This is a genomic window from Micromonospora qiuiae (assembly GCF_016863555.1).
GTDB lineage: Bacteria > Actinomycetota > Actinomycetes > Mycobacteriales > Micromonosporaceae > Micromonospora > Micromonospora qiuiae.
The window spans coordinates 1-20,783 of the sequence record NZ_BOPC01000093.1 but is presented as its reverse complement, the minus strand read 5'-3'; the positions used below and the strand labels follow the sequence as shown (position 1 = coordinate 20,783).

24 protein-coding genes and 1 pseudogene are annotated in these 20,783 nt (G+C 68.7%); 10 read left to right on the top strand and 15 right to left on the bottom strand.

Translation table 11 applies throughout. The annotated features are described in order from the left end of the window. Positions 1-40: 40 nt before the first annotated feature. The 3 genes from Vqi01_RS25925 (at position 41) to wrbA (ending at position 3,178) form a co-directional block, all read left to right on the top strand. On the top strand, positions 41-1,303 hold the full coding sequence (locus tag Vqi01_RS25925) for an NAD(P)/FAD-dependent oxidoreductase (protein WP_204037546.1): 1,263 nt from the start codon (positions 41-43) through the stop codon (positions 1,301-1,303). Positions 1,304-1,529: 226 nt separating this feature from the next. Further along, positions 1,530-2,465 carry an RNA polymerase sigma factor SigJ gene (sigJ, locus tag Vqi01_RS25920; RefSeq protein WP_239098673.1) on the top strand — a complete coding sequence of 312 codons (936 nt, stop codon included), beginning with the start codon at positions 1,530-1,532 and terminating at the stop codon, positions 2,463-2,465. A 101-nt stretch (positions 2,466-2,566) separates the two neighbouring features. Beyond that, complete coding sequence (gene wrbA / locus Vqi01_RS25915; RefSeq protein WP_372444434.1) at positions 2,567-3,178, top strand: NAD(P)H:quinone oxidoreductase; 612 nt, start codon at positions 2,567-2,569, stop codon at positions 3,176-3,178. 28 nt (positions 3,179-3,206) lie between these two features. Here wrbA and Vqi01_RS25910 read toward each other — a convergent pair whose 3' ends face one another. Beyond that, positions 3,207-4,466 (bottom strand): NAD(P)/FAD-dependent oxidoreductase, encoded by a 1,260-nt coding sequence (locus Vqi01_RS25910; RefSeq protein WP_204037542.1) that lies wholly within the window; start codon positions 4,464-4,466, stop codon positions 3,207-3,209. 215 nt (positions 4,467-4,681) lie between these two features. On the opposite strand from Vqi01_RS25910, the gene Vqi01_RS25905 reads away from it, so the two are divergent. After that, a complete protein-coding gene (locus Vqi01_RS25905) occupies positions 4,682-5,488 on the top strand; it encodes a helix-turn-helix transcriptional regulator (protein ID WP_204037541.1) in 807 nt (268 codons plus the stop codon). On the opposite strand, the gene Vqi01_RS31070 is transcribed toward Vqi01_RS25905, so the two are convergent. The 3 genes from Vqi01_RS31070 to Vqi01_RS25890 are packed head-to-tail and all read right to left on the bottom strand — an operon-like array spanning position 5,426 to position 7,843. Continuing rightward, positions 5,426-6,022, bottom strand: a complete 597-nt coding sequence (locus Vqi01_RS31070) for a type 1 glutamine amidotransferase family protein (RefSeq protein ID WP_239098672.1) — start codon at positions 6,020-6,022, stop codon at positions 5,426-5,428. The two genes, Vqi01_RS25905 and Vqi01_RS31070, sit on opposite strands and share 63 nt — an antisense overlap. Further along, a complete protein-coding gene (locus tag Vqi01_RS25895) occupies positions 6,006-6,719 on the bottom strand; it encodes a response regulator (RefSeq protein WP_204037540.1) in 714 nt (237 codons plus the stop codon). Before Vqi01_RS25895 ends, Vqi01_RS31070 begins: the two co-directional genes overlap by 17 nt. Further along, positions 6,716-7,843 (bottom strand): sensor histidine kinase, encoded by a 1,128-nt coding sequence (locus Vqi01_RS25890; protein ID WP_204037539.1) that lies wholly within the window; start codon positions 7,841-7,843, stop codon positions 6,716-6,718. The genes Vqi01_RS25895 and Vqi01_RS25890 overlap by 4 nt, the downstream gene beginning before the upstream one ends. A 218-nt stretch (positions 7,844-8,061) precedes the next feature. On the opposite strand from Vqi01_RS25890, the gene Vqi01_RS25885 reads away from it, so the two are divergent. Beyond that, entirely contained in the window at positions 8,062-8,478 is a 417-nt protein-coding gene (locus Vqi01_RS25885) for a DUF6223 family protein (protein ID WP_204037538.1), read from the top strand. A gap of 106 nt (positions 8,479-8,584) precedes the next feature. Next, complete coding sequence (locus Vqi01_RS25880) at positions 8,585-8,947, top strand: ArsR/SmtB family transcription factor (protein WP_239098671.1); 363 nt, start codon at positions 8,585-8,587, stop codon at positions 8,945-8,947. Positions 8,948-8,963: 16 nt separating this feature from the next. Here the strand turns inward: Vqi01_RS25880 and Vqi01_RS25875 are convergent, their stop codons facing one another. Both Vqi01_RS25875 and Vqi01_RS25870 read right to left on the bottom strand, forming a co-directional pair. Next, complete coding sequence (locus tag Vqi01_RS25875; protein WP_204037536.1) at positions 8,964-10,226, bottom strand: low temperature requirement protein A; 1,263 nt, start codon at positions 10,224-10,226, stop codon at positions 8,964-8,966. 359 nt (positions 10,227-10,585) lie between these two features. Then, positions 10,586-11,629: a ferric reductase-like transmembrane domain-containing protein gene (locus tag Vqi01_RS25870; protein WP_204037534.1), complete on the bottom strand. Its 1,044-nt coding sequence runs from the start codon at positions 11,627-11,629 to the stop codon at positions 10,586-10,588. 809 nt (positions 11,630-12,438) lie between these two features. On the opposite strand from Vqi01_RS25870, the gene Vqi01_RS25865 reads away from it, so the two are divergent. Next, positions 12,439-12,819: a VOC family protein gene (locus tag Vqi01_RS25865; protein ID WP_204037527.1), complete on the top strand. Its 381-nt coding sequence runs from the start codon at positions 12,439-12,441 to the stop codon at positions 12,817-12,819. Positions 12,820-13,018: 199 nt separating this feature from the next. On the opposite strand, the gene Vqi01_RS31065 is transcribed toward Vqi01_RS25865, so the two are convergent. Continuing rightward, complete coding sequence (locus tag Vqi01_RS31065; protein WP_239098669.1) at positions 13,019-13,429, bottom strand: DUF6069 family protein; 411 nt, start codon at positions 13,427-13,429, stop codon at positions 13,019-13,021. A gap of 11 nt (positions 13,430-13,440) precedes the next feature. Next, a complete protein-coding gene (locus Vqi01_RS25855) occupies positions 13,441-14,358 on the bottom strand; it encodes an NADP-dependent oxidoreductase (protein ID WP_204037525.1) in 918 nt (305 codons plus the stop codon). 90 nt (positions 14,359-14,448) lie between these two features. On the opposite strand from Vqi01_RS25855, the gene Vqi01_RS25850 reads away from it, so the two are divergent. After that, positions 14,449-15,387 carry an AraC family transcriptional regulator gene (locus tag Vqi01_RS25850; RefSeq protein ID WP_204037524.1) on the top strand — a complete coding sequence of 313 codons (939 nt, stop codon included), beginning with the start codon at positions 14,449-14,451 and terminating at the stop codon, positions 15,385-15,387. Positions 15,388-15,660: 273 nt separating this feature from the next. Here the strand turns inward: Vqi01_RS25850 and Vqi01_RS25845 are convergent, their stop codons facing one another. From Vqi01_RS25845 to Vqi01_RS25820, 6 genes are all read right to left on the bottom strand, one after another. Next, positions 15,661-16,617, bottom strand: coding sequence for a hypothetical protein (locus tag Vqi01_RS25845; protein ID WP_204037522.1), 957 nt, complete (start codon positions 16,615-16,617; stop codon positions 15,661-15,663). Further along, a complete protein-coding gene (locus Vqi01_RS25840; RefSeq protein WP_204037520.1) occupies positions 16,614-16,949 on the bottom strand; it encodes a PadR family transcriptional regulator in 336 nt (111 codons plus the stop codon). The genes Vqi01_RS25845 and Vqi01_RS25840 overlap by 4 nt, the downstream gene beginning before the upstream one ends. A gap of 60 nt (positions 16,950-17,009) precedes the next feature. Beyond that, positions 17,010-17,147: a hypothetical protein gene (locus tag Vqi01_RS25835; protein ID WP_204037519.1), complete on the bottom strand. Its 138-nt coding sequence runs from the start codon at positions 17,145-17,147 to the stop codon at positions 17,010-17,012. A 75-nt stretch (positions 17,148-17,222) separates the two neighbouring features. Then, positions 17,223-17,690 carry an SAM-dependent methyltransferase gene (locus Vqi01_RS25830; RefSeq protein ID WP_204037517.1) on the bottom strand — a complete coding sequence of 156 codons (468 nt, stop codon included), beginning with the start codon at positions 17,688-17,690 and terminating at the stop codon, positions 17,223-17,225. 84 nt (positions 17,691-17,774) lie between these two features. Beyond that, positions 17,775-17,999 carry a DUF4267 domain-containing protein gene (locus Vqi01_RS25825; protein WP_204037516.1) on the bottom strand — a complete coding sequence of 75 codons (225 nt, stop codon included), beginning with the start codon at positions 17,997-17,999 and terminating at the stop codon, positions 17,775-17,777. Between the two features lie 24 nt (positions 18,000-18,023). Beyond that, a complete protein-coding gene (locus Vqi01_RS25820; protein WP_204037514.1) occupies positions 18,024-18,926 on the bottom strand; it encodes an NADP-dependent oxidoreductase in 903 nt (300 codons plus the stop codon). A 103-nt stretch (positions 18,927-19,029) separates the two neighbouring features. On the opposite strand from Vqi01_RS25820, the gene Vqi01_RS25815 reads away from it, so the two are divergent. Next, complete coding sequence (locus Vqi01_RS25815) at positions 19,030-19,428, top strand: winged helix-turn-helix transcriptional regulator (protein ID WP_204037512.1); 399 nt, start codon at positions 19,030-19,032, stop codon at positions 19,426-19,428. A 108-nt stretch (positions 19,429-19,536) separates the two neighbouring features. Further along, positions 19,537-19,676: pseudogene (locus tag Vqi01_RS31060) on the top strand (uridylate kinase); the annotation flags it as partial. Between the two features lie 58 nt (positions 19,677-19,734). Here the strand turns inward: Vqi01_RS31060 and Vqi01_RS25810 are convergent. Next, positions 19,735-20,361, bottom strand: coding sequence for a histidine phosphatase family protein (locus Vqi01_RS25810; protein WP_204037510.1), 627 nt, complete (start codon positions 20,359-20,361; stop codon positions 19,735-19,737). Between the last annotated feature and the right edge of the window lie 422 nt (positions 20,362-20,783).

Below are 20,783 nucleotides of genomic sequence, written 5' to 3'. Positions count from 1 at the left end.
AGGATTGCCGCAACCGCGGTTGCTTCGAAGGAGGGGAACCATGCCTGCCATCGAGTCCGTGCCCGTCCCCCGACGCGTCGCCGTCATCGGCGCGGGAATGGTCGGGCTGGCCACCGCCTGGTTCCTGCAGGAACGAGGGGCGCAGGTCACCGTGCTCGACCGCACGGGCGTGGCGGCGGGCGCCTCGTGGGGCAACGCCGGCTGGCTCACCCCCGGCATCACCACTCCCCTGCCGGAGCCCGCGGTGCTCCGCTACGGGCTGCGCGCCGTGCTGAGCCCGTCGTCACCGGTGTACGTGCCGCCGCGCGCCGACGCTCGACTGCTGCGGTTCCTGGCGGGCTTCGCGCAACACAGCACCCCGGCGAAGTGGCGGACCGCGATGGGGGCGTACATTCCGATGAACCGGCGGGCATTCGAGGCGTTCGACGCCTTGGCGGCCGGTGGGGTCGCCTCGGTGACGAAGGAGGCGAAGTCGTTCATCGCGGCGTACCGGACCGAGACCGAGCGGTCGACCCTGCTGGACGAGTTGGCGCACATCCACGCCGCGGGTCAGGAGATCGAGTTCGACGTCCTGACCGGGGCCGAGGCGCGTGAGGTGGAGCCCTCGCTGTCGGACGACATCGGTGCCGCCATCCGCCTGCACGGCCAGCGTTACATCGATCCCGGGCACTACGTCCACGCGCTCGCCGCGTCCGTTCGCGCCCGCGGCGCAGCGCTGGTGACGGGGGCGGACGTCGTGGACATCCGCGACGAGGGCTCCGGGGTCCGGGTGGTCACCGCTGCCGGCGCCGACGAGCGTTACGACGCGGTGGTGCTGGCCACCGGCACCTGGCTCGGTGAGCTGGGCCGACGTTTCGGGGTCCGGACCGTCGTGCAGGCCGGCCGTGGTTACAGCTTCAGCATCCCGATCGAGCACGTCCCGACCGGTCCGGTGTACTTCCCCGCGCAGCGCGTCGCGTGCACGCCGCTGGAAGACCGGCTGCGCGTCGCCGGCATGATGGAGTTCCGCAGCGCCGAGGCGCCGCTGGACCGCCGCCGGATCTCGGCCATCGCCGAGGCCGCCCGGCCGCTGCTGCGCGGCGCCGACCTGGACGCGCGCACCGACGAGTGGGTCGGCTCCCGCCCCTGCACCCCGGACGGACTGCCACTGATCGGCCGGACCAGGTCCCCGCGGGTCTACGCGGCCGGCGGCCACGGCATGTGGGGCATCACCCTCGGTCCACTCACCGGCCAACTGCTCGCCGAGCAGATCACCACCGGCCGGCAGCCCGCGGAACTCCGACCGTTCGATCCCCTGCGCTGAGCCGGTCTCGATCCCGGCACCGGTCGCCGGTCAGCCCCGGGTGTCGAGCGGGACGTGCAGCGAGCGGTGCGGCTGCTCTGCCCGGCCCCTGGTACGACGTCCGGGTGTACGGCATGCACGCTGTCCGGGTCGGCCGGCCCCGGAGCCGGCGCCTGGGGACCTCACATCTCGGAGCGCCGTCTCGTCGAACTGGTGAGGCAGAGCGACCAAGGGAGCCGTTGGCACCATGAGTACTCGATCCGGGCCAGAACGCAGTCGGCCCGATCCGGGCCTGAACGCGCTCATGAGGGAGCGGCGTCAGCTGATCAATGTCGCGTACCGGCTCCTCGGCTCCCTGACCGACGCCGAGGACGTCATACAGGAGGCATACGCCCGCTGGTACGCCATGGCCCCACAGCAGCGGGAGACGATCGAGAACCCCGCTGCCTGGCTGACGAAGACTGCCGGTCGCATCTGCCTCGATCTGCTCGGTTCGGCACGCGCACGGCGGGAGCTTTACGTGGGCGAATGGCTTCCCGAGCCACTGCCCGACCACATGGAGTGGATCAAGGGGCGGCCAGGTGGCGCTACGGTCGACCCCGTCGACCGGGTCACCCTCGACGAATCGATCAGCATGGCCTTCCTTGTCGTGCTCGAAGCGATGACCCCGGCCGAGCGCGTCGCTTTCATCCTGCACGATGTCTTCCGCTACTCCTTCGCCGAGGTCGCCGAGATCGTCGGCCGTACGCCGGCGGCATGTCGCCAGCTCGCCTCATCGGCACGACGTCGCATTCGCGCGTCGCAGGCTCCCACAGCTTTGACAGCCCAGCAGGTTGACCTCGTCAGAGCCTTCAAGCAGGCATGGGAGGCGAAGGACATCCACGCCCTCATCGGATTGCTAGCCCCCGATGCCACGGCGACCGGCGACGGCGGCGGACTCGTCCGGGCCGAACTCCGCCCAGTCGAAGGCGCCGAACAGATCGCGCGCTTCCTCGTCGATAGGGCTGATGCGGCATCCAACGTGACGATCATGGAGCGCACGGTCAACGGTCAGCCCGGTCTCGTGGCTCAGCTGGACAGCATCACCGTCGCCGTGTTCGCGTTCCAGGTCGCAGGCCACCGGATCAAGCGCATCTGGTCAATCCTCAACCCCGAAAAACTCCGGCCCTGGGTGACGGGCTGAACGATACCCCCGACCACGGTATTGGGCTCCCGACCAGGGCGCGCCTGACATTTCGAGGGGTTGCGTCGTCGTACCGACGGAACCGACAGAAGGAGAGACCGATCATGGAACCGGTGAACACCGCGATCATCTACTACAGCGCCACCGGCACCGTGCACGCCTTGGCCCAGGCCGCCGCCGAGGGCGCGGAGAAGGCCGGCGCACGTGTGCGACTGCGCAGGGCCGCCGAAACCGCCCCACCGGAGGCGATCAGCGCCAGGCCGGAGTGGACCCGACACCGTCAGGAGACCGCTGACGTCGCCGAGGCCAGCCTCGACGACCTGGCCTGGGCCGACGCGGTGCTGTTCGGCACACCCACCCGCTTCGGCAACCCCGCCAGCCAGCTCAGGGCGTTCATCGACACCACCGGTGGCCTGTGGTTCCACGGCAAACTCGCGGACAAGGTCTACTCGGCGTTCACCGCCTCGAACACCGCACACGGTGGACAGGAATCCACCCTCCTGGCGCTGGGGAACACGTTCTATCACTGGGGTGGCATCATCGTGCCCCCCGGCTACACGGACCCCGTCCAGTTCCAGTCCGGCAACCCGTACGGCACCTCCCATGTGGCCGGCGATGGCCCGCCCGGTGAGGTGGCCCTGCAAGCGGCCCGCCATCAGGCCCGTCGCGTCGTCGACACCGCGGCGGCACTCAAGGCCGGCCGCGCCGCCTGACCAAGGCAGCTCTTCTCGCCGCGATGACTCAGCTCTTCCCGACGTCGCCGAGCGGGATCCGGGGGTCAGCCAGCCGGGCCGAGGCGACGGTCTTACCGGCATAGCCTTGGCGGACCAGCTCCTGGATCGGCTCGGCCACGTCCCAGACGTTGACGTTCATGCCGGCCAAAACCCGACCGGCGCTCAGCCAGAACGCGACGAACTGCGGCGCCTTGCCGTCAACGATGGATGGTTTGGGACGGAACACCACCTCGTCGTAGCCGCCTGGTTCCGCCCAGCCGCTGTACTCCATGCCCAGGTCGTACTGGTCGCTGAAGAAGTACGGTATCCGCTCGAAGCTCAGCGGCTCACCGAGCATCGCCCGGCTCGCGGCGCTGCCGCCGTTGAGCGCGTTGGCCCAGTGCTCGACCCGGACCCTTCGCCCCAACAACGGGTGCGCGATGCTGGCCACGTCTCCGGCCGCGTAGATGTCCGGGTCGCTGGTCCGCAGGCTGGCGTCGGTGGCGATCCCGTTCTCCAACGCCAGCCCGCCCGCTGCGGCCAGGTCGGTCGCGGGCGTGATGCCGATACCGACGATCGCCAGATCGGCCGGCAGTCGGGTGCCGTCGGTGAGCACCACCGAACTCAACCGATCATCGACACCGAGGAACTCCCGTACGCCGCTGCCGAACCGGAACGAGACCCCGTGCGCGTGGTGCAGCTCAGTGAAGACCGCGGCCACCTCGTCGCCGAGAACCCGGCGCAGCGGCGCGCTGTCCTGCTCCACTACGGTGACGTCACAGCCCCGAGCGCGAGCGGCGGCCGCCGTTTCCAGACCGATCCAGCCGGCGCCCACGACGACCACCCGCGGTGCGGTGGACATGTGCTCGACGAGCGCGTCGGCTTCGGGCAGGGTGCGCAGATACCGCACGCCGGACAGATGTGCGCCGGGAACGTCGAGCCGGCGGACCCGCGAGCCGGTCGCGAGGAGAAGCTTGTCGTAGCGCACCGGCTCATGCCCGTCGAGGATCAGCGTGTGGTCGGCGGGGACGAGCCCGGCCGCCCGCACGCCGAGGAGCAGTTCCACATCGTGCTCGCGGTACCAACCCGGATCGTGCACGTACGCCTTCTCGCGCGGCTGGGTGCCGAGCAGGTAGCCCTTGGACAGTGGCGGTCGCTCGTAGGGCGGCTCGGTCTCCTCCCCGATGAGCACGATCCGGCCGGCGAAGCCGGCCTCTCGCAACCCTTCGGCGGCCTTGGCCCCGGTCAAGCCAGCTCCGACAATTGCAAACAGCTGCGGGTCGGCCATCGTCGCCTTCTCCTTCTGCGGGAATGGGAAACGTGCGTCGGTACGACGGATCACCGTTGGCCGAGGCCGGCGAGGGTGAAGAACTCAGCTCGGGAACGGAGATCCTCGCGCGTCACCCACCTCCATCATTTCACCAATCAGGACTCCCGTTATTCCTCATGCTGCCCCCTGCAACCAAGAATTTCAATAGCCGAGGCTGGTGATAATATCCGGGCATGAGCGCAGGTGACCGGTGGACAGTGGTGACTGCGCTGGCAGACACCTCGCGCCGGACGCTGTACGACTACGTGCGGCGCCAGGGCGACCCGGTCAGCCGGGAGGAGGCCGCCGCCGCCTGCCACATGTCCCGCAGCCTGGCCGCCTTTCATCTGGACAAGCTGGTTGACGCTGGCCTGCTACGCGCGCGCTACCAGGCCCCACCCGGCCAGCCCCGCGGCCGGGGCCGGTCGCCCAAGGTCTACCAGGCGGCCGACACCGGCCTGACCATCACCATCCCCGAACGCCGCTACGAGCTCATCGCCGAGATCCTCGCGGATGCCGTCGTCGACGATCCCGCCAACGCCGACGAGGCCGCACGCCGCCACGCTGAGCATCGAGGGCGCCTGCTCGGGTCCCAGCTGCGGGGCACCGCCCTGCTCGACGCGCTCACCGGCCTCGGCTTCGAACCCGACCGCGAGAGCGGGACGACGGTGGTGCTGCGCAACTGTCCGTTCCACGCTCTGGCAACCCGACAGACCGCGCTCGTGTGCGGGCTCAACCACGCCTTCCTCACCGGCCTCATCGACGGCCTGAACGTGACGCAGGTGCAGGCACGGCTGGCCCCTCGCCCCGGTGCCTGCTGCGTCGAGCTCGCCGAAGCCGACGATGTCGGCGTACAGACCCGGATAAACAGGGTAGGGCGCCCAAGCGGCGGTCCGAGGGTTGCCAGGTCGGACGTGGGCCCTGTCGAGCTGAGTGCGTCAACGGATCGCGGTGACCGGTCGCCGGTGCAACGCTTCGCGACCCTGAACGATCGTCGGTGAGGTGCTTCGCGTCGCTGGGCCAGCCTGCCAGATCGGCGCCCTGCGATAGCGTATGCGGCTCAGCTCGACAGCGATCGAACCCGACCCTACTGAGTCCGGGCGGTATCCGTGGCCGACGTGCCGACCGGGCCGCGCCGCAGGCGAATGACAAACCCGGCCTGAATCAATGTTGCGCAAGGCCCACTTGATGTACTCCTCCTTCTCACCGACCGGCGCCACGTAGTGCAACGCGCCTTCGGCCGCCTCCGTGCCGCGCAGCCGGGTGATGATCCAGGCGGCGAGGTAGTACGAGGCCAGGCAACCGCTGGCGGTGGCAACGTTGTCCCTGGCGAAGAAGGGCTGGTCGAGAACCTCGACCCCGGCGGCGATCACCCATGGCTTCGTGGTCAGGTCGGTGCACGCCGGGATGCTGTCGAGCAGACCCAGCTTGGCCAGCACCAGCGCGCCGGAGCACTGGGCGGCGATCAGTTGGCGCGACGGGTCGAGGCCGGACGCTACGGGCCCGAAAGCAAGACAGTCAAAGAATTTGCTCATCGAGGACGCCTCCTACGCCTACCTCGCCGAGGCGGGTGCGGTTGCGTGGGGTGACCAGGCCGGATTCGTAGGCGAGGACCACGAGCTGGGCACGGTCACGGGCGTTGAGCTTGGCCATGGCCCGGTTGACGTGGGTCTTCGCGGTCAGCGGGCTGATCACCATACGTTCAGCGATCTGGTCGTTGGACAGGCCCTGCGCGACCAGGGCGACGGTTTCGCGTTCGCGGTTCGTCAGCCCGGTCAACCCCGTGTCGGCGCCGGTGTGGATCGGCTCGGTGACGTACCGACTGATCAGCTTGCGTGTGATCGACGGTGCCAGCAGGGCGTCGCCCCGCGCGGCGACGCGAACGGCGTGCAGGAAGTCCTCGGGCACGATGTCCTTCACGAGGAAGCCGGCAGCGCCGGCGCGCAGCGCGTCGAACACGTACTCATCCAAGCCGTAGTTGGTCAGGATGACGACGTGCACCCGGGCCAGGTCCGGGTCGGCGGCGATGCGCCGGGTCGCCTCGATGCCGTCCATCACCGGCATCTGAATGTCGATGAGCGCGACATCCGGCAGGTGTTCCCGGGCGAGCGCCAGGCCATCCTTCCCGTCAGCGGCCTCGGCCACCACCTCGATGTCATCCTCGACATCGAGGAGCGCGCGGAAGCCGCTGCGAAGGAGCGGCTGGTCGTCGACCAGCAGGACGCGGATCATGACCTTGTGCCCACGGGGAGTTCAGCCTGGACGGTGAAGCCGCCCTCGCCGCGCGGCTCCGCGCGCAGGCGACCGCCGAGGGCGTTGACCCGTTCGCGCATTCCGAGCAGCCCGACACCGGGCATCGCCACGGTGCCCGGCGTGGCGTTGCCGTCATCGTCGACTCGGATCGCGAGAGCGTCCGGACGGTAGTCGATCCGGACCGAAGCCGTAGCGGCGGCGGCGTGACGGGCGATGTTGGTGAGCGACTCCTGAACGATCCGGTAGGCGGTCCGGTCCACCGGCACCGACACGTCGTATCGCTGCCCTTCGATCATCAGCGTCGCGGCCAGGCCAGCCGCACGGGCCCGTTCCAGCAGTTCCGGGAGATGGTCGAGCCCATACGGCGGAGTCTTGCCATCGTCGTCGCGCAGCGCCCCCAGCGTCGCACGCAGTTCCCGGGTCGCGTCTCGACCGGCTTCCCGGATCACCAGCAGGGCCTCGGGCACCTGCTCTCCCCGCTTGCGGGCCAGGTGGACAGCGACTTCGGCCTGCACCTTGATGATCGAGATGTGGTGGGTAAGCGTATCGTGCAACTCCCGCGCGATGTGCAGCCGTTCCTCGTTGGCGCGGCGCCGCGCGGTCTCCTCCCGGGTGCGCTCGGCTTCGTCCGCCCGCCGCTCGGCCTGCCGCAGCGCTTCACCGGCGGCGCCTGCGGCGATCAGCCAGGCCAGCTCGAGGGCACCGCGAGCGTGAGCGAACGCCTCACCCGTGTCGTGCAGGGCGGCCAGAGCCGCGAACAGGAGGGCGGCCAGCATGGCCACGCTCACCGCCACCGTGACGGCCCGGTGTCCCGCCCGCACGGCGGCGTACACCGCGAACAGGTAGGCGACGGCAGGCACATCAAGACCGATCGCCTGATGCCCTACCGCGCAGAGCCCGGTGACGGCCAGGACGGCCACCGGAGCGCGGCGCCGCGCGGCCAGCGCCAGGCCGCCGGCCGTCAGCAGCGCGTAGCCGAGCAGGTCGACGCCTCCGGCGGGGTGGTGCTTGGACAGTCCGGTGGCCAGCAGAGCCGCCGCCACGCCGACAGCGATCCCCCAGTCTCTGACACCGGCCGGGACACCGAACCGTCGTTCGTCCATGCGCGCACCCTAGCCAGACGTCGCTATGGGCGAATCCCGCCCGCGGATGATCGGCTTCCTACCGCAGCCGCGGTATCTCACGGCCGCGCCTGCGGCAGCCACGGCAGGAGGTACGCCTTCGGCGGCAGCGCGAAGTGCCTGCGTCAGCTGGACGACTGGCGGCGGAACCAGCGGACATGATCAGGCGGAGTCCAGTCGCAGAAACGAAGGAGCCCCTCATGTCCGTCCGTCGCCTACTTGCCGCCGCCACAGCCGGTCCGCTCGGAGTTCTCGGGCTTGCCGCACCGGCAGCCGCGCACATCCTGGTCCAGCCGGGCGCTGTCAGCGCTTCCACCATGACGGCCGGCCGTCTCTGGTCCCTGGTCGGCGCGCTGCTAGGGCTGGGCGGTGTGATCATCGGCGGGGTGACTCTGACTCGATCCCCTCGTACCGGCAGCGGAAGAAGGGGGGCCAGCATGGCCCTGGTGGCGGGGCTGACCTGCACGATCATCGGCGGGTTGGTGGTGGCTGCCGCCGACGGCGGTCCCGGCACCGGCTACGGAATAGTGGGAGGTTTCCTGGACCTGGTGGTGGGAGCGGTCGCCACGCTCCTCGGCGGGCTGGCCCTGGCCCGCTCCCGCCGCAACGTCTCATGAGCTGACCGCTCGAATCCGAGCGTACGAAACGGGGCCCGAGGTCGCGATCGGGGTACTGCTCCGGTTTCGCCAACCGATCGATCGCGTTGGTGGAACGATGGACGGCGTGAGAGCTGTTAAACCTGCTACGCCTGCTGTCTCGCCCCTCGCCGGCGAGCCGATCAAACGTGCCGACGCGGAGCGGCTCGCGGGGGTGTTGAAGGCCTTCGCCGACCCGGCCCGACTCCGACTGCTCAGTCTGATCCAGTCCGCTCCGAACGGCGAGGCATCCGTCAGTGACCTCACCGCGCCGCTTGGTCTCTCCCAGCCGACCGTCAGTCATCACCTTCGGATCCTCACCGAGGCCGGTCTGCTAGAACGCGAGAAGCGCGGCGTCTGGGCGTACTACCGACTGGTGCCGTCCGCGATCGCGGCGATCGCCGACCTGTTGACACCACCGCGCAAACGGGCGACGAAGAGAGCACGCTGAGCCGACTCAGCGCTGCTCAGGACACGCCCGGCCCGGAAGGGTCCGGTCGGGGGGCAGGTGCCTCCAGGAGGGCGACCTCGCGTAGCCGGCGGCGCTGCCCGCCCGCTACCGCGACCTCGACGACGATCAGCGCGAGACAGATCGCGGTGAGGATGGCGAGCACCCCCAGCGCCGGCATCGATCTGACGTTCGGGGTCAGCCCGACGAGCAGCCCTGCGGCGGCCAGCCGGGGCCAGACGATCGTGCTCACCAGCCGCGCCACTCGCAGCTGGAAGCCGACCTGGGCGAGCAGAAAGAGCACAACGCCGCCGTAGAGGGTGTAGAGGGTGAAGCCGGGCAGCGGCGTTTCCGGGAGGTAGCTCTCAGGTGAGCCGTAGCTCAACTCCTTCTGCAGCCCGAGGGAGAGGATGATGATGCCGAGGATCATCGGCAGGTGCAAGAAGGTGTAGGCGTCGCGGGCCAGCTTGGCCCGCTGTTCGAACGGGCAGCGTTGCAGAGCCTGCTCACCGGCGAGTGCCACGATGTCGAAGTAGATCCAGGCAAGGGCCGCGGTGAGGGTGACGCCGAACAGAGAGGACAACAGCAGCGGCCACGACGCGGGAAGGCGGGTGCCAGCCAGACCGACCGAGATGATCGATTCACCGAGGGCAATGATGACGATGAGCGAGTGTCGTTCCGCCCAGTGCGCGGGCGAGAAAATTCGTCGTTGCGGCAGTGGCAGACCAATTCCGACCAGGTAGTCGATCACGACGGCGAGCACCCAGAGCCCGACCTGGGCGAGAGCGATCTGCGCGGGCCGGTCGAAGATCAACTGCGGTACGAGCGCGGCGGCGAGGATGAGAACCGGGCCGGCGAGCGTCGCCACCTGGAGTCCTGCCACCCACAGTCCTCGCGCCGGCGGCAGGCTGTACCAGCGCAACGCCAGCAGCAGCACTCGCACGATGAGGTAGCACACAGCGAACACCAGCGGCCCGTCCAAGCCGCCGGGGAGGTCGGTGAACGCCTCGGGGGCATTCACCGCGAGCAGGAACAGCGCTGCCATCACCGTGAGAAAGCCGACACGCACCACGCCGAAATCGACCCGCACGCGGGTGCTGAGCCAGGCAGAGACCGACCAGGCAGACCAGAGCACGGCCAGCACGAGCACTCCGCGTGCCACACCCCCGCCGGTGAAGTTGCTGGCCATCAAAGTCGTGACCTGGATGAATGCGAAGACGAAGACCAGGTCGAAGATGAGTTCGGTGGTGGAGACGCGAGTGGCTTTCCCTACGCGCCACACCCCTCGCGGCATCCGGTCCGGTTGCCCTGGATCTACCTGCCTCGGCACACGGCCAGTCTGGCAAGCAGCACGCCGCCACACGGCGTTTCACGGTCCTTTGCCCGCACGTGCCGCACGGAAACGGTCGGCTAGCGGGCCCCTGGCAGACTGCGGTGATGCCGCCCGAGCCGAGATCCTGGAGCATCAGGCACTTCTCGCAAGCCAACCCCGTCGGGCCCAGCCAGGGCAGTGTCCCGGCGCTGCTGCGCCGCATCGCGGACAGCATCGAACAACGGCCCGGCATCGAGGTCCAGGACGTCGGTCATCACCAACTTCCTCAGCGCGCGGAGGGAGTTTCCAGCTGACCTCACTACCCGGCATCACACGGGCGAACTCTCGACCTCCTCGCGCTCCGTCCTGGTCTGCCGTGCGGGGGTGATGCGCTGTGCTCGGTACACGAACACGGTGACCACGGCGATGAACACCACGAGCCCGATCCAGACCATGGTGCGCGTGACGTTGAGTCCGGCGCCGGCGACGCCGGGAGTGCGCCCGCCGTCACGCCCAGTGGCGGCCACGGCGAGCACCACGACGATGGTCGCCGCAGCGCAACTGCGGGCCACGGCGCGTCCCAACAGGTCGAGCCTGCGCTGTCCGGGTCGGCGGGCCGGCGCCAGCAGCCTGGCCAGCAGCAGGGCGGCGACAGGCAGTTGAAGCAGCCAGACGGTGGTGCGGAACCAGCCGTCGTACCACACGTTCGTGCCGTACAGCAAGGTGTGCCAGACGCTGAGGACGTACACCACCAGAATCGAGGCGTGCAGCACCCGCCAGGTCCGCGCGCCGATCGACCTGCGCGCGTAGAAGGCGAGGCCGAGCGGAATGGCCAGGTAGAAGGCGAGCAGCCCGATGAAGATGGCAACCTTTCCGGTGCCGCTGGCATACGCCCCCGGCACGAACGTGTCGACGAAGGCACTCCAGGTCCGCCCGCCCCAGCCGCGTCGATCCTCGTTGTCCCGGACGAATTCGGCGAACAGCCAGAACGCGTGGCCGAACATCAGCGCGATGGTGGTGAGGCTGGTGGTCCGGTGCCACTTCTCGATCCGGGCGACGGAGACCGGCAGCCAGCCAGGGCGACGGCTGGAGCGGAGCAGCCCCAGCATCACTGTGATCCACGCCCACAGCAGGGCGGACCATCCGAACGCCTCGCACATCCAGTACATCCAGTACCTGTCGGCGTCGGCCAGCATCGGCATCACCTGCAGCGTCATCGACGAGCCGGACTCGATGCGCTGGTAGAGCCAGAAGAAGATGACCAGGGTGATGACGAGCGCCGCGGTGGCGTCGGCCAGAGCAGCGCGAAGGTCCTGACGGAACGCGACGAAGTCGAACCATTGTGACTGGCGAGTCCTTTGGACGTCGGACACCAAGGCCTCCTCAACGACCGGCATCGATCTTCGTGCGAGGCTAGCAAAAGATCACCGACAATCACAGTGAGCGATATCCGGGGCGCTCTGGCCTGCGCCGACGCCGCCAACGCAGCCGCGATGCGCTCGCTGACGATCCGCTGATACCCAACGGCGACCAACGATGCTGCGCCGGCTCGGGCCTCTCCTCGGCCTGCATCGAAGTGACCTGTTCGTCATTGCCGATCGGCAGGTACCCGCCGACCTCGCCCCACTGGACGCGACCGCCGTCAGCGTCGTCAACCGGCTGGCTTGGTCACTCACGTACCTGCCTCGCGCCATACCGGAACTGCACCAACTCGTCCAAGCTCTGCCGCAGCAACCCCGTCCACCGCAATCCTCGCCAGCGGTGGCGTCATGCCAGCAGTCGACTCCATCAAGTAAGAGCCACCGGCAACAGGTCGGGCGCTAACCGCGTTGATCATCGCCGATCGCGGATCAACTGGCTGAGGAGGCCTACGGCGGCCTGCCGTAGGCCGTACGCCGGCGAGCCAGCGGGGAGCGCTGCTGTGCCGGCGTGAGCACCTTTGCCCGCGCGTCTTCTTGGCAGCTCAGTACATGATCTTGCACCGGCGGGATCGAGGCAGGTCGGCTGCCCTGCTGCGCGACCTACGGCCATCGCCTCGCGGCCTGGCCAGGCAAGGGCCTGAAATCAATTCGAGCCCGCTCGCCTCGCCCGGTACGATCGCAAGCTTGTTCTCACTGCAGGGAGCCATGAGATACATGTACGGTCGCCCCGGCAGTTCCCATGCTGAGAGTAGGTTTCGTCAATGGCATGCCGTATCAGTGAGATCGTGCTCAAGTGCCGCGACCCCGAGGCGCTGGCGCGGTTCTGGTGCGAGGTCCTGGACTTCATAGAGCTCGATCGCGAAGAGGAGGTCTACATCGAGATAGGTCCGCGCGAAGGGTTCGGCGGCCCGCAGCCGACGATCTTCCTCATCCGCAACGACGAGCCGAAAAACGGGCATGCCCGGCTGCACATCGACGTCAACCCCACCGACCGCGATCAGGACGCCGAGCTCGAGCGCCTCCTGGCCGCCGGGGCCAAACTCGTCGGCATCGGTCAGCCTGCGGATGCGTCCTGGCACGTCCTCGCCGATCCAGAAGGCAACGAGTTCTGCCTGCTCAAGCGCCGCCTCGCCCCACTCTGACGGCCCTCGCCCAAACGATCGACGCAGCCGCCGCCCCGCAGCCGCCGACAAGATCTGGCGCCCCCCACCACCAACAGCTGGGGGCCGGGTGGATGCGCGACACCCCGCGGTTGGGCACGGCTCTAGAGGGCGAGCCGCGGCACCGCGTCGTAGGTGGTGCCTCAGCCACGGTTGGCATGGCAGTTCCGCCGACGGACGATCAGGACTTCCGCCAGCTGAAGACGGGGATTAGAACGGCGGCGACCGCGACGTGCATCAGCGCAAGGATGGCCTTGGCTGCACCGGTCGCCTCGACAATGAGCAGCGGCAGGAACGATGCAAGTAACACGAGGACGGCAAGCACAGTCCAGATGATCGGTGCTCTGCGGGTCAACCGGTCCAGTAACGCTCGCGCGCCCCAGCTGAGCAGACAAACGGCGAGGGTGAGGGTGGCGGTGAACGGCAGGCTGATAACACCTGGCGCCCGGCCGTTACGAGGGTCGACGCGCAGCTCGATACCCAGGACCTGGGCGGTTGTCCACAGCAGCGCCGTGGCCAGGACGGCACCGCTGACCGTGAGGGCACCGACGCGCACCGGCGTGGTCATCGGAGAGCCGGACGTGCTGGTCATCAGGGACTCCTTCACGGAACGAGGATGATCTTGCCGCGGGTGCGGCCGGACTCGGCGTCGCGGTGTACCGAGGCCAGGTCGGTGAGCGGACGCGACGCGGTGATGTCGACCCGGACAACACCGGCGTCGACGAGCCTGACCAGCGCGGCGAGGTCGCTGGTGTCGTTGCGGGCCACAAAGTGCGCTGCGGTAACCGGGGAGGCGGTGGGCGCCTTGACTGGGACGGTGGCGGACACGACAACGCCACCCGGCCGAACCAACTGGACCAGAGTGGCGGCTTGCCGTGCGCTGACCACGACGAGGTTGAGGACCGCGTCGACCGGTTCGTCCAGGGCGTCGGCGAACGGCGTGGTGGTGTAGTCGATGATCTGGTCGGCGCCGAACTGGCGGACCGCGTCGGTGCTGCGCGGGCTGGCCGTGGCGACGACGTGTGCTCCGGCGTGCTTGGCGAGTTGGACGGCGAACCCGCCGACACCACCGCCTGCGCCGTTGACGAGGACCCGCTGCCCGGGCGTGATGCGTGCCTGCTCGAACACCGCCTGCCAGGCGGTGACGCCGGCGATGGGGATGGCGGCGGCGTGGGCGAGGGGAATGGTGGTGGGTGCCGCAACGAGGGTGTCGGCTGCGGCGGTGACGTACTCGGCCGCAGCGCCGCCGCCGCGGCCGATGACCCGATCACCTACGGCCAGGGTGTGCACGGCGTCGCCGACCTCGACGACTGTGCCGGCGACCTCCCCGCCGAGCGTGTACGGGAGGTCCAGCGGAAAAATAGCGCGCAGCAGTCCGCGGCGCAGCCCGATGTCGGACGGGTTGAAAGAGGTCGCGGCGACCTGGATCAACACCTCGCCCCGGCCGGGTGCTGGGCGGGGGATGTCTTCCTGGCGGATGACGGACGCGTCGCCGTACCGGTGAATTTGCATGGCTTTCATAGAGCGAACCTATGCGTCGCGCGGAAGACGATCCATGCCTCAGGATCCCGGTTCTATATCCGATCGTCTCCGCCGCGATACCATAGGCGTGTGGACGTACTCAGCGACGTGATCACGGTCATGCGCACCGGCCGACCACGCTCGGCGCGGGTGGCGTGGCACGCACCGTGGGCGCAACAGTTCGCCTCCGTGCCCGGAGCCGCCGGCTTCCAGATAATCCTGCAGGGACCGTGCTGGCTCATCCTGCCGGACACCGACCCCGTGCCCCTGGCCGCCGGGGACGTGGTGTTCCGGCCCCACGGACGGGGGCACACGCTGGCCGACAACCCAGCGACCCCACCAGCCACGGCTGAGTGCGACCCGGACGACGCGCAGGCGCTGCAGCACTACGCCGCCGACACTATCGGCGCCCCGGCCGGCATCGGTGTCCCAGCCACCGTAACCCTATGCGGCGCCTACGAACTCGATCCAACCCGAGCCCATCCGCTGCTACACGACCTACCCGAACTCATCCACCTCCCCGCGCACCTCGGCAGGCACCCCGAACTGCGCGCCACCGTGGACCTGCTCGCCGCCGAACTGGAACGGCCCCGCCTCGGCACGGACGCCATCGTTCCCGCACTTCTCGACACGCTGCTGCTCCATATCCTGCGCACCTGGCTCGAGCAGCAGCCCACACCCCCGACCACCACCGGCTGGGCAGCAGCGCTCAACGACCCGACCACCACCACCGCACTACAGGCCATACACCGCGACCCGGCGCGGCCGTGGACCGTCGCGACGCTCGCCGCCGAGGCCGGACTGTCCCGGGCACCGTTCGCCCGCCGCTTCACCACCCTGCTCGGCCAACCGCCGCTGACCTACCTGACCTGGTGGCGGATGACCACCGCCGCCCGGCTTCTCAAAGAATCCGACGCACCCCTGAACACCATCGCAGCCAAAGTCGGCTACACATCCGAGTTCGCCTTCGCCAGCGCGTTCAAACGCCAGTACGGCACCGCGCCCGGCAGATACCGCCGCGCTGAATAGCGCCGATACGCGGCGCCCGGTCTCGGGAACGACGCCGCCCGTCATCCAGAACGAATGGCCCACGCCACCCGGCGGGAAGCGGACGGCGTGTCCACCAACACCGCGAACGTTCGTGGTCACGGCACTAGCGCGTCATTTGCCGCCGTTGTCGTACTGTCGTCATCGCTACCGCGCCCTGGTCGCGTTAGCTGGCGGTCCGGCCTACGGTGAGGCAAGTGCACTGAGCTCCGCTGGAATCGCTCGGCTTGACCACGAAGACAGCTACCACGCCGCTCACAGAGCGACTTGCCGACGGGCGGCTGCTCTGCTGACCGTGACGTTGATTGCAAAAATTCCGATCACGGCTCCGAGGAGCAGATTTCGTGGCGCCCATTCCCAACCGTAGAGTGTCCAATTGGCTGGTTCATAGGCCAGCATAGGCAGAATTAGCGCCAGAAGGACCGCGCTGGCCGCGATCGACACTCGCACATCGAGCGCCGCCCCCACGAGAGCCGCCGCCAGCCCGGCGGCCACGATGACCGGCAGGGTAAACCGTTCGGCCCAGCCATTGAGCGGATTTGGCGTCATGACAGCTATGGTCATTGCCGTTCCGACAAGCCAGGCCCATGGTCGCATCACCCGTGGCTGACGCGCTCGAAGCAGCGGCACCATCGCCAGTGCGGCCAACAGGCACACCCACGTAGAAGGTTGCATGGCCAGGTAGAGACCCGTCCGGAGTCCCAACACCGCGTCGAGGCCCGCCCATGGCTCTACCGAATGCCACAGGTCATTCGCCGCAGAGTGCCAGATCTCCGCACCGAAGGCGCCAATGGTCATGGCGAGTGCGAGGCGGTAGTGAGCCCATGCGGCGGCAGCCAACGCGAGAAGCAACAATGCGGGCGTGACCAGGCTCCCCCCATAAAGAAAGCCGGCGGAGTTACCCGGCAGCAGCAGCCACAAGCGCCATATGAGGGGCAGGGCCGTAAGGGTGACGCCGCAGACGAGCAGGGACAGCGCGGTCAGTCGCAGCGCGGAGTTTCGCAAGGTGCCCCGGGAGCCAAGCCGGTCCACACCGGAGCGGACCCGGAGACCTTCCACCACGAGCGCCAGGGACTCCCGAAGGCTCGGGTGCCTCCGGTCGGTCTCGCCCACACCCATCAGCGTTTCCAGCATCTCGTCGGCGCGGTACTGCCGGTAGGCCCGAGGGTAGGCACGCAGTAGCCACCGGTAGCGGCGCTCCAGGCCGGTCATGCCGGCGCCGTCTGAACTGTCGCAGCCGTCGAGCGCGCGGAACGGACTCGAACGACCCGAGCTGCGGCAACCATCCGCGCTGCCTCCTCATGCAGTGCTGACAACCCACGCTCGGTCAGCTCGTATGTGCGGCGGGCGCGGCCGTTCACCACCGCCTCCTCGGCCACTTGCACCAGTTCCTCGTTGGAAAGCCGGTCCAAGGCGGCGTACAGCGTGCCGGTCGTCAACCGCACCCGCCCGTCGGACAGCTCATGGGCGCGCTTGACGATGGCGTAGCCGTGCAACGGTTCCTCCTGCAAGGCGGCGAGGATGAAATACGTGGGTTCACGCATTGGCACGGCGGGCCTAGGCTTAGTCATATCATCAACATAAGCAGATGGTCGACGTATCAGTCAAGCTTGGCTCGCGGCCTTCGGGTCCGCGTGGTAGCGGGCGACCGTGATGCCGAGGTGGTCGAAGCGCCGTACGAAGGACATGGGACGTGCTCCCCTGGTCGTGTCGATCAGGTGGCCGTCACGGTAGGCGTTCACGGTGGCCGGACCAGCCGGCGGTGCCGCTGGCCGCCGTACGGAATTCCCGGCCGGAGCTCGCCGTCGGGGTTCCGCTCATGGCTGGAAGTACTCCGACATCAGACGGCCGACCCAGTCCGGTTGCCGGACGTCTGCCGGCAGGAACTCCCTCATCGTCGGCTTCAGGTCGACGACGGGGGTGCCCGATACCGCGTCGAGGCCGACCACCGTTAGTTCGCGGCCGCGAACGGCTGCGATCGCGCAGGACGTGACCCCGATGCGGTTCGGTCTGCGGGGGCCACGGCCAGCGAAGATGCCGACGGGCGGGAGATCGGCACGGCCGCGGTTCGGGCGTGGTTCGCGGTAGTCGTCGAGCTCCGCGAACTGGTCGAAGATGAACAGCACGTCGACGTGAGAGAAGCCCTCCAGTCCTTGCAGGCACGCGTCGCCGAAGCGCTCGTCGACAATGATCGTGCTGCGGACGGCGCCCCAGTGATCGCTGTGCTGGACCTCCGTCCTGTCGTTTCGGACCGTACCGATCGGGTTGATTTCGAAGCTGGGCATGGAGCGTCTGTTCCCTTCAGATGCACTCATCGATCGAAGCGACGTGTGTTCACACGACGAGCAGGAGGATGCTGATCGCCACCATCACCGCAGCGGTGGCCCCATGACGCCGTACACGGCTGTCCTCGGCCCGTTGTTGCGTGCCACGATCAGTGCATCGCCGGCGGGGATGCCGGCGGCGGCCAGCATGAACCAGCCCAACAGGTGGGGTGCCGCTGCAGCCAGCAGGATGAAGATGAAGATCCCCGAGCCACGCCGTGCAGTCAGCGTGATGCAGGCGGCGCACTCACCACGGGCAGCGCCGATCACTCGTGGAGGCAAAATCGGCTGGGGTCACGGGACGATCACCACGCCGCCGCGGACGCCGCCACGGGCCAGCCGGTCGTGCGCGGCGGCGGCGTCGGCGAAGGGGTACACGCCCGCGACACGAAGCGGGATGTCGCCGCGGGTGACGAGTTCGACCAGTTCACCCAGTCGCGGTCCGTCCGGTCGCACCTCCAGCGCGTAGGTCCGGATCTCCCACACGGGGTCCGGGCGAAGCGGAGGCGACGCGGCCACGTAGCCGCCGCCGTCACGGATGAGGTCCAGCAGCGAGGGGCCGATCACCGCCAGGTCGACGACCGCGTCGAACGTCCCCGCCGGGTCGTCGGAACGCGACAGGAACGCCGCGCCCAGCGACTCCACGAAAGCACGGTCGTCCGTTCCGGCGAGTCCCGTGGCGCGCAGGCCGGCCGCTCGGGCCAGCGCCAGGACGAACCCGCCGACCTGCCCGGCGGCGCCGGTGACGAGCACAGTCGAGCCGGCCGGGAGGGCGAGCAGGTCGAGGGCCTGGGCGGCGGCGAGGCCGTTGGTCGGCAGGGTCGCCGCCTCGATGGCGGGAACGCCGGCGGGCGCGGTGGCCAGCCAGGCCGCCTCGAGCACCACATACTCCGCGTGAGCCCCGGCCGTGGTCTGCAGCCACGGCGAAAAGCCGATCACCTCGTCGCCGATCGTGAACTGCTCCACCGCCGCGTCCACCGCGTCGACGACGCCCGCCACATCCCACCCGGGGATGTACGGCAGACCGGTCGGTAGCGGGGCCGGGAACCGACCGGAGCGGATCATGAGGTCGACCGGGTGGACGACGGATGCGGTGACCCGCACCCGCACCTGCCTCGGTCCTGGCTCGGGGATCGGCACGTCCGCCACATGCAGGACCTCCGGGCCACCGAACTGTGCATAGCTGACTGCGCGCATCGCTGTCTCCCTGGTGAGCTCTGTGATCACCAAGACCGTAAGAACGTAGGGCGCTGTGAGAAAGTAGGTACTGCGAAGTACCTAGGGCACCGATGGAGGCACGATGCCGACGACGACCGCGGCACAACGCCGGGAACAGGCCAAACGCGACTACGACGCGTACCTGGACCGATGCCCGACCCGTGAGCTGCTGAGCAGGCTCACCGACAAGTGGGTCGCACTGGTGATCCCAGCCCTCGCCAATGGTCCGCAGCGGCACAGCGAACTCGCTGGCCGCATCGCCGGCGTCAGCCAGAAGATGCTCACCCAGACCCTGCGCACGCTGGAGCGCGACGGCCTGGTCACCCGCACGGTCACGGCCTCGGTGCCGGTCCGCGTCGACTACGAACTCACCCCACTCGGGCACGAGCTGTTTCCGGTCATGATCGCGATCAAGGACTGGGCGGAAACGCACATGGACCGGATCTTCGAAGCGCGCGCCCAGTTCGACGCACGCCCCTGACCTGTCAGAGACGGCGCACCATGTCCGCTCATCGGCCGGCCGCCGTGGACCGCCTCGCCGTCGGTCGGCACCAACGCCCCCGCCTGCTCCGCGCGATCCGGGCTGCCCGTCTTCCCCCGGGCACAGCGCTATCCCGCGGCGAGCACTCGGCCGAAGGCTGCTACTACGACACCCACGACTACGACGCCCTGAATCGGGTTCTGCTCGATCCCCTCGGCCCGGGCGGAGATCGACGCTTCCAACTGGCGAACGCTCATCGCCACCCTGGCCGACGTGGCCAAGGCTGGAGTACGGTCGCTCCCGGCGTCAGGCCAGGTGGTGGGTGTCGTTGAGTTGGGCGATCCAGCGGTTGTGGAAGTAGTCGTCCTCGCGTAGATGGGTGATGCCCCCGGGGGAGAAGCGGATGCCCACCAGACCCGCCGCGTCGATGGGCATGCCGATCCAGGCCGCGAGCAAAAACGTGGCCGTTCCCCCGTGGGTCACCACGATCTGATGCTCCACCGTCGACCGTAGGATCCGGTCCAGCGCCGCGTAGGCGCGCACGGCCAACTCCCACTTCGTCTCAGCGTCGGGGATGCCCTCGTCATGGCGCATCCGCTCACCGGCGGCCGGCGGCGGTATGAACCGTTCGTCCAGCCATGCCTGCGGGCGTCCTCCTGCCTCGCCGTACGACTTCTCACGCAGGTCGGCGTCGAGCACCACACCCACTCCGAGCCGCTTGCCGAGCACCTCTGCTGTCCGCCGGGCGCGCAGCAGGTCCGACGAGAACACCTCGACGACAGCAGCAGGCGGCAACCGGTCGGCCAGGGCCTGCGCGATCTGCCCGGCGTGCGCAAGGCCGCGGCCAGTAAGGTCGGAATCGAACCATCCGCCGACCAGTCCATCGACGTGGTGCGTCGCCTCCGGGTGCGTGACGATGTACAGGTTCCTCACCCAGCCTCCTCCAGCGCATCGACGGATCCGAGCCCGCCGTTTCGGCGGTAAGGCGTTATCCCGCTCAGGATCCCACCATCCCGCCGAAACCGAGATGATCAACCTGGCGGCGCCCTCTCGGCTGGCGGGCGATCTGGTCGACACCCGCACGCTCATCGGCTAAATGAGGATGGCGGAAACGGCTTGTCGACAAGGAGCGCCGATGGAACCGGCCGTCGTGGGACGGGTGTCCTGCAGGTCGCTACCCCGGGCGAGGTTTCACCTTCGGCTCAGGATCTCGATGGCCTCACCGTCGAGGAACTGGACCCCGGAAGGCGATCAGGCTCTACCTGGACACCGGTTGATGCATCGAGGCCGGGTGTCCAGTTCGGGGCGCAACCGCCGGCATGGGCACCTGGCTAACAGCTGCGCTCACTCTCAAC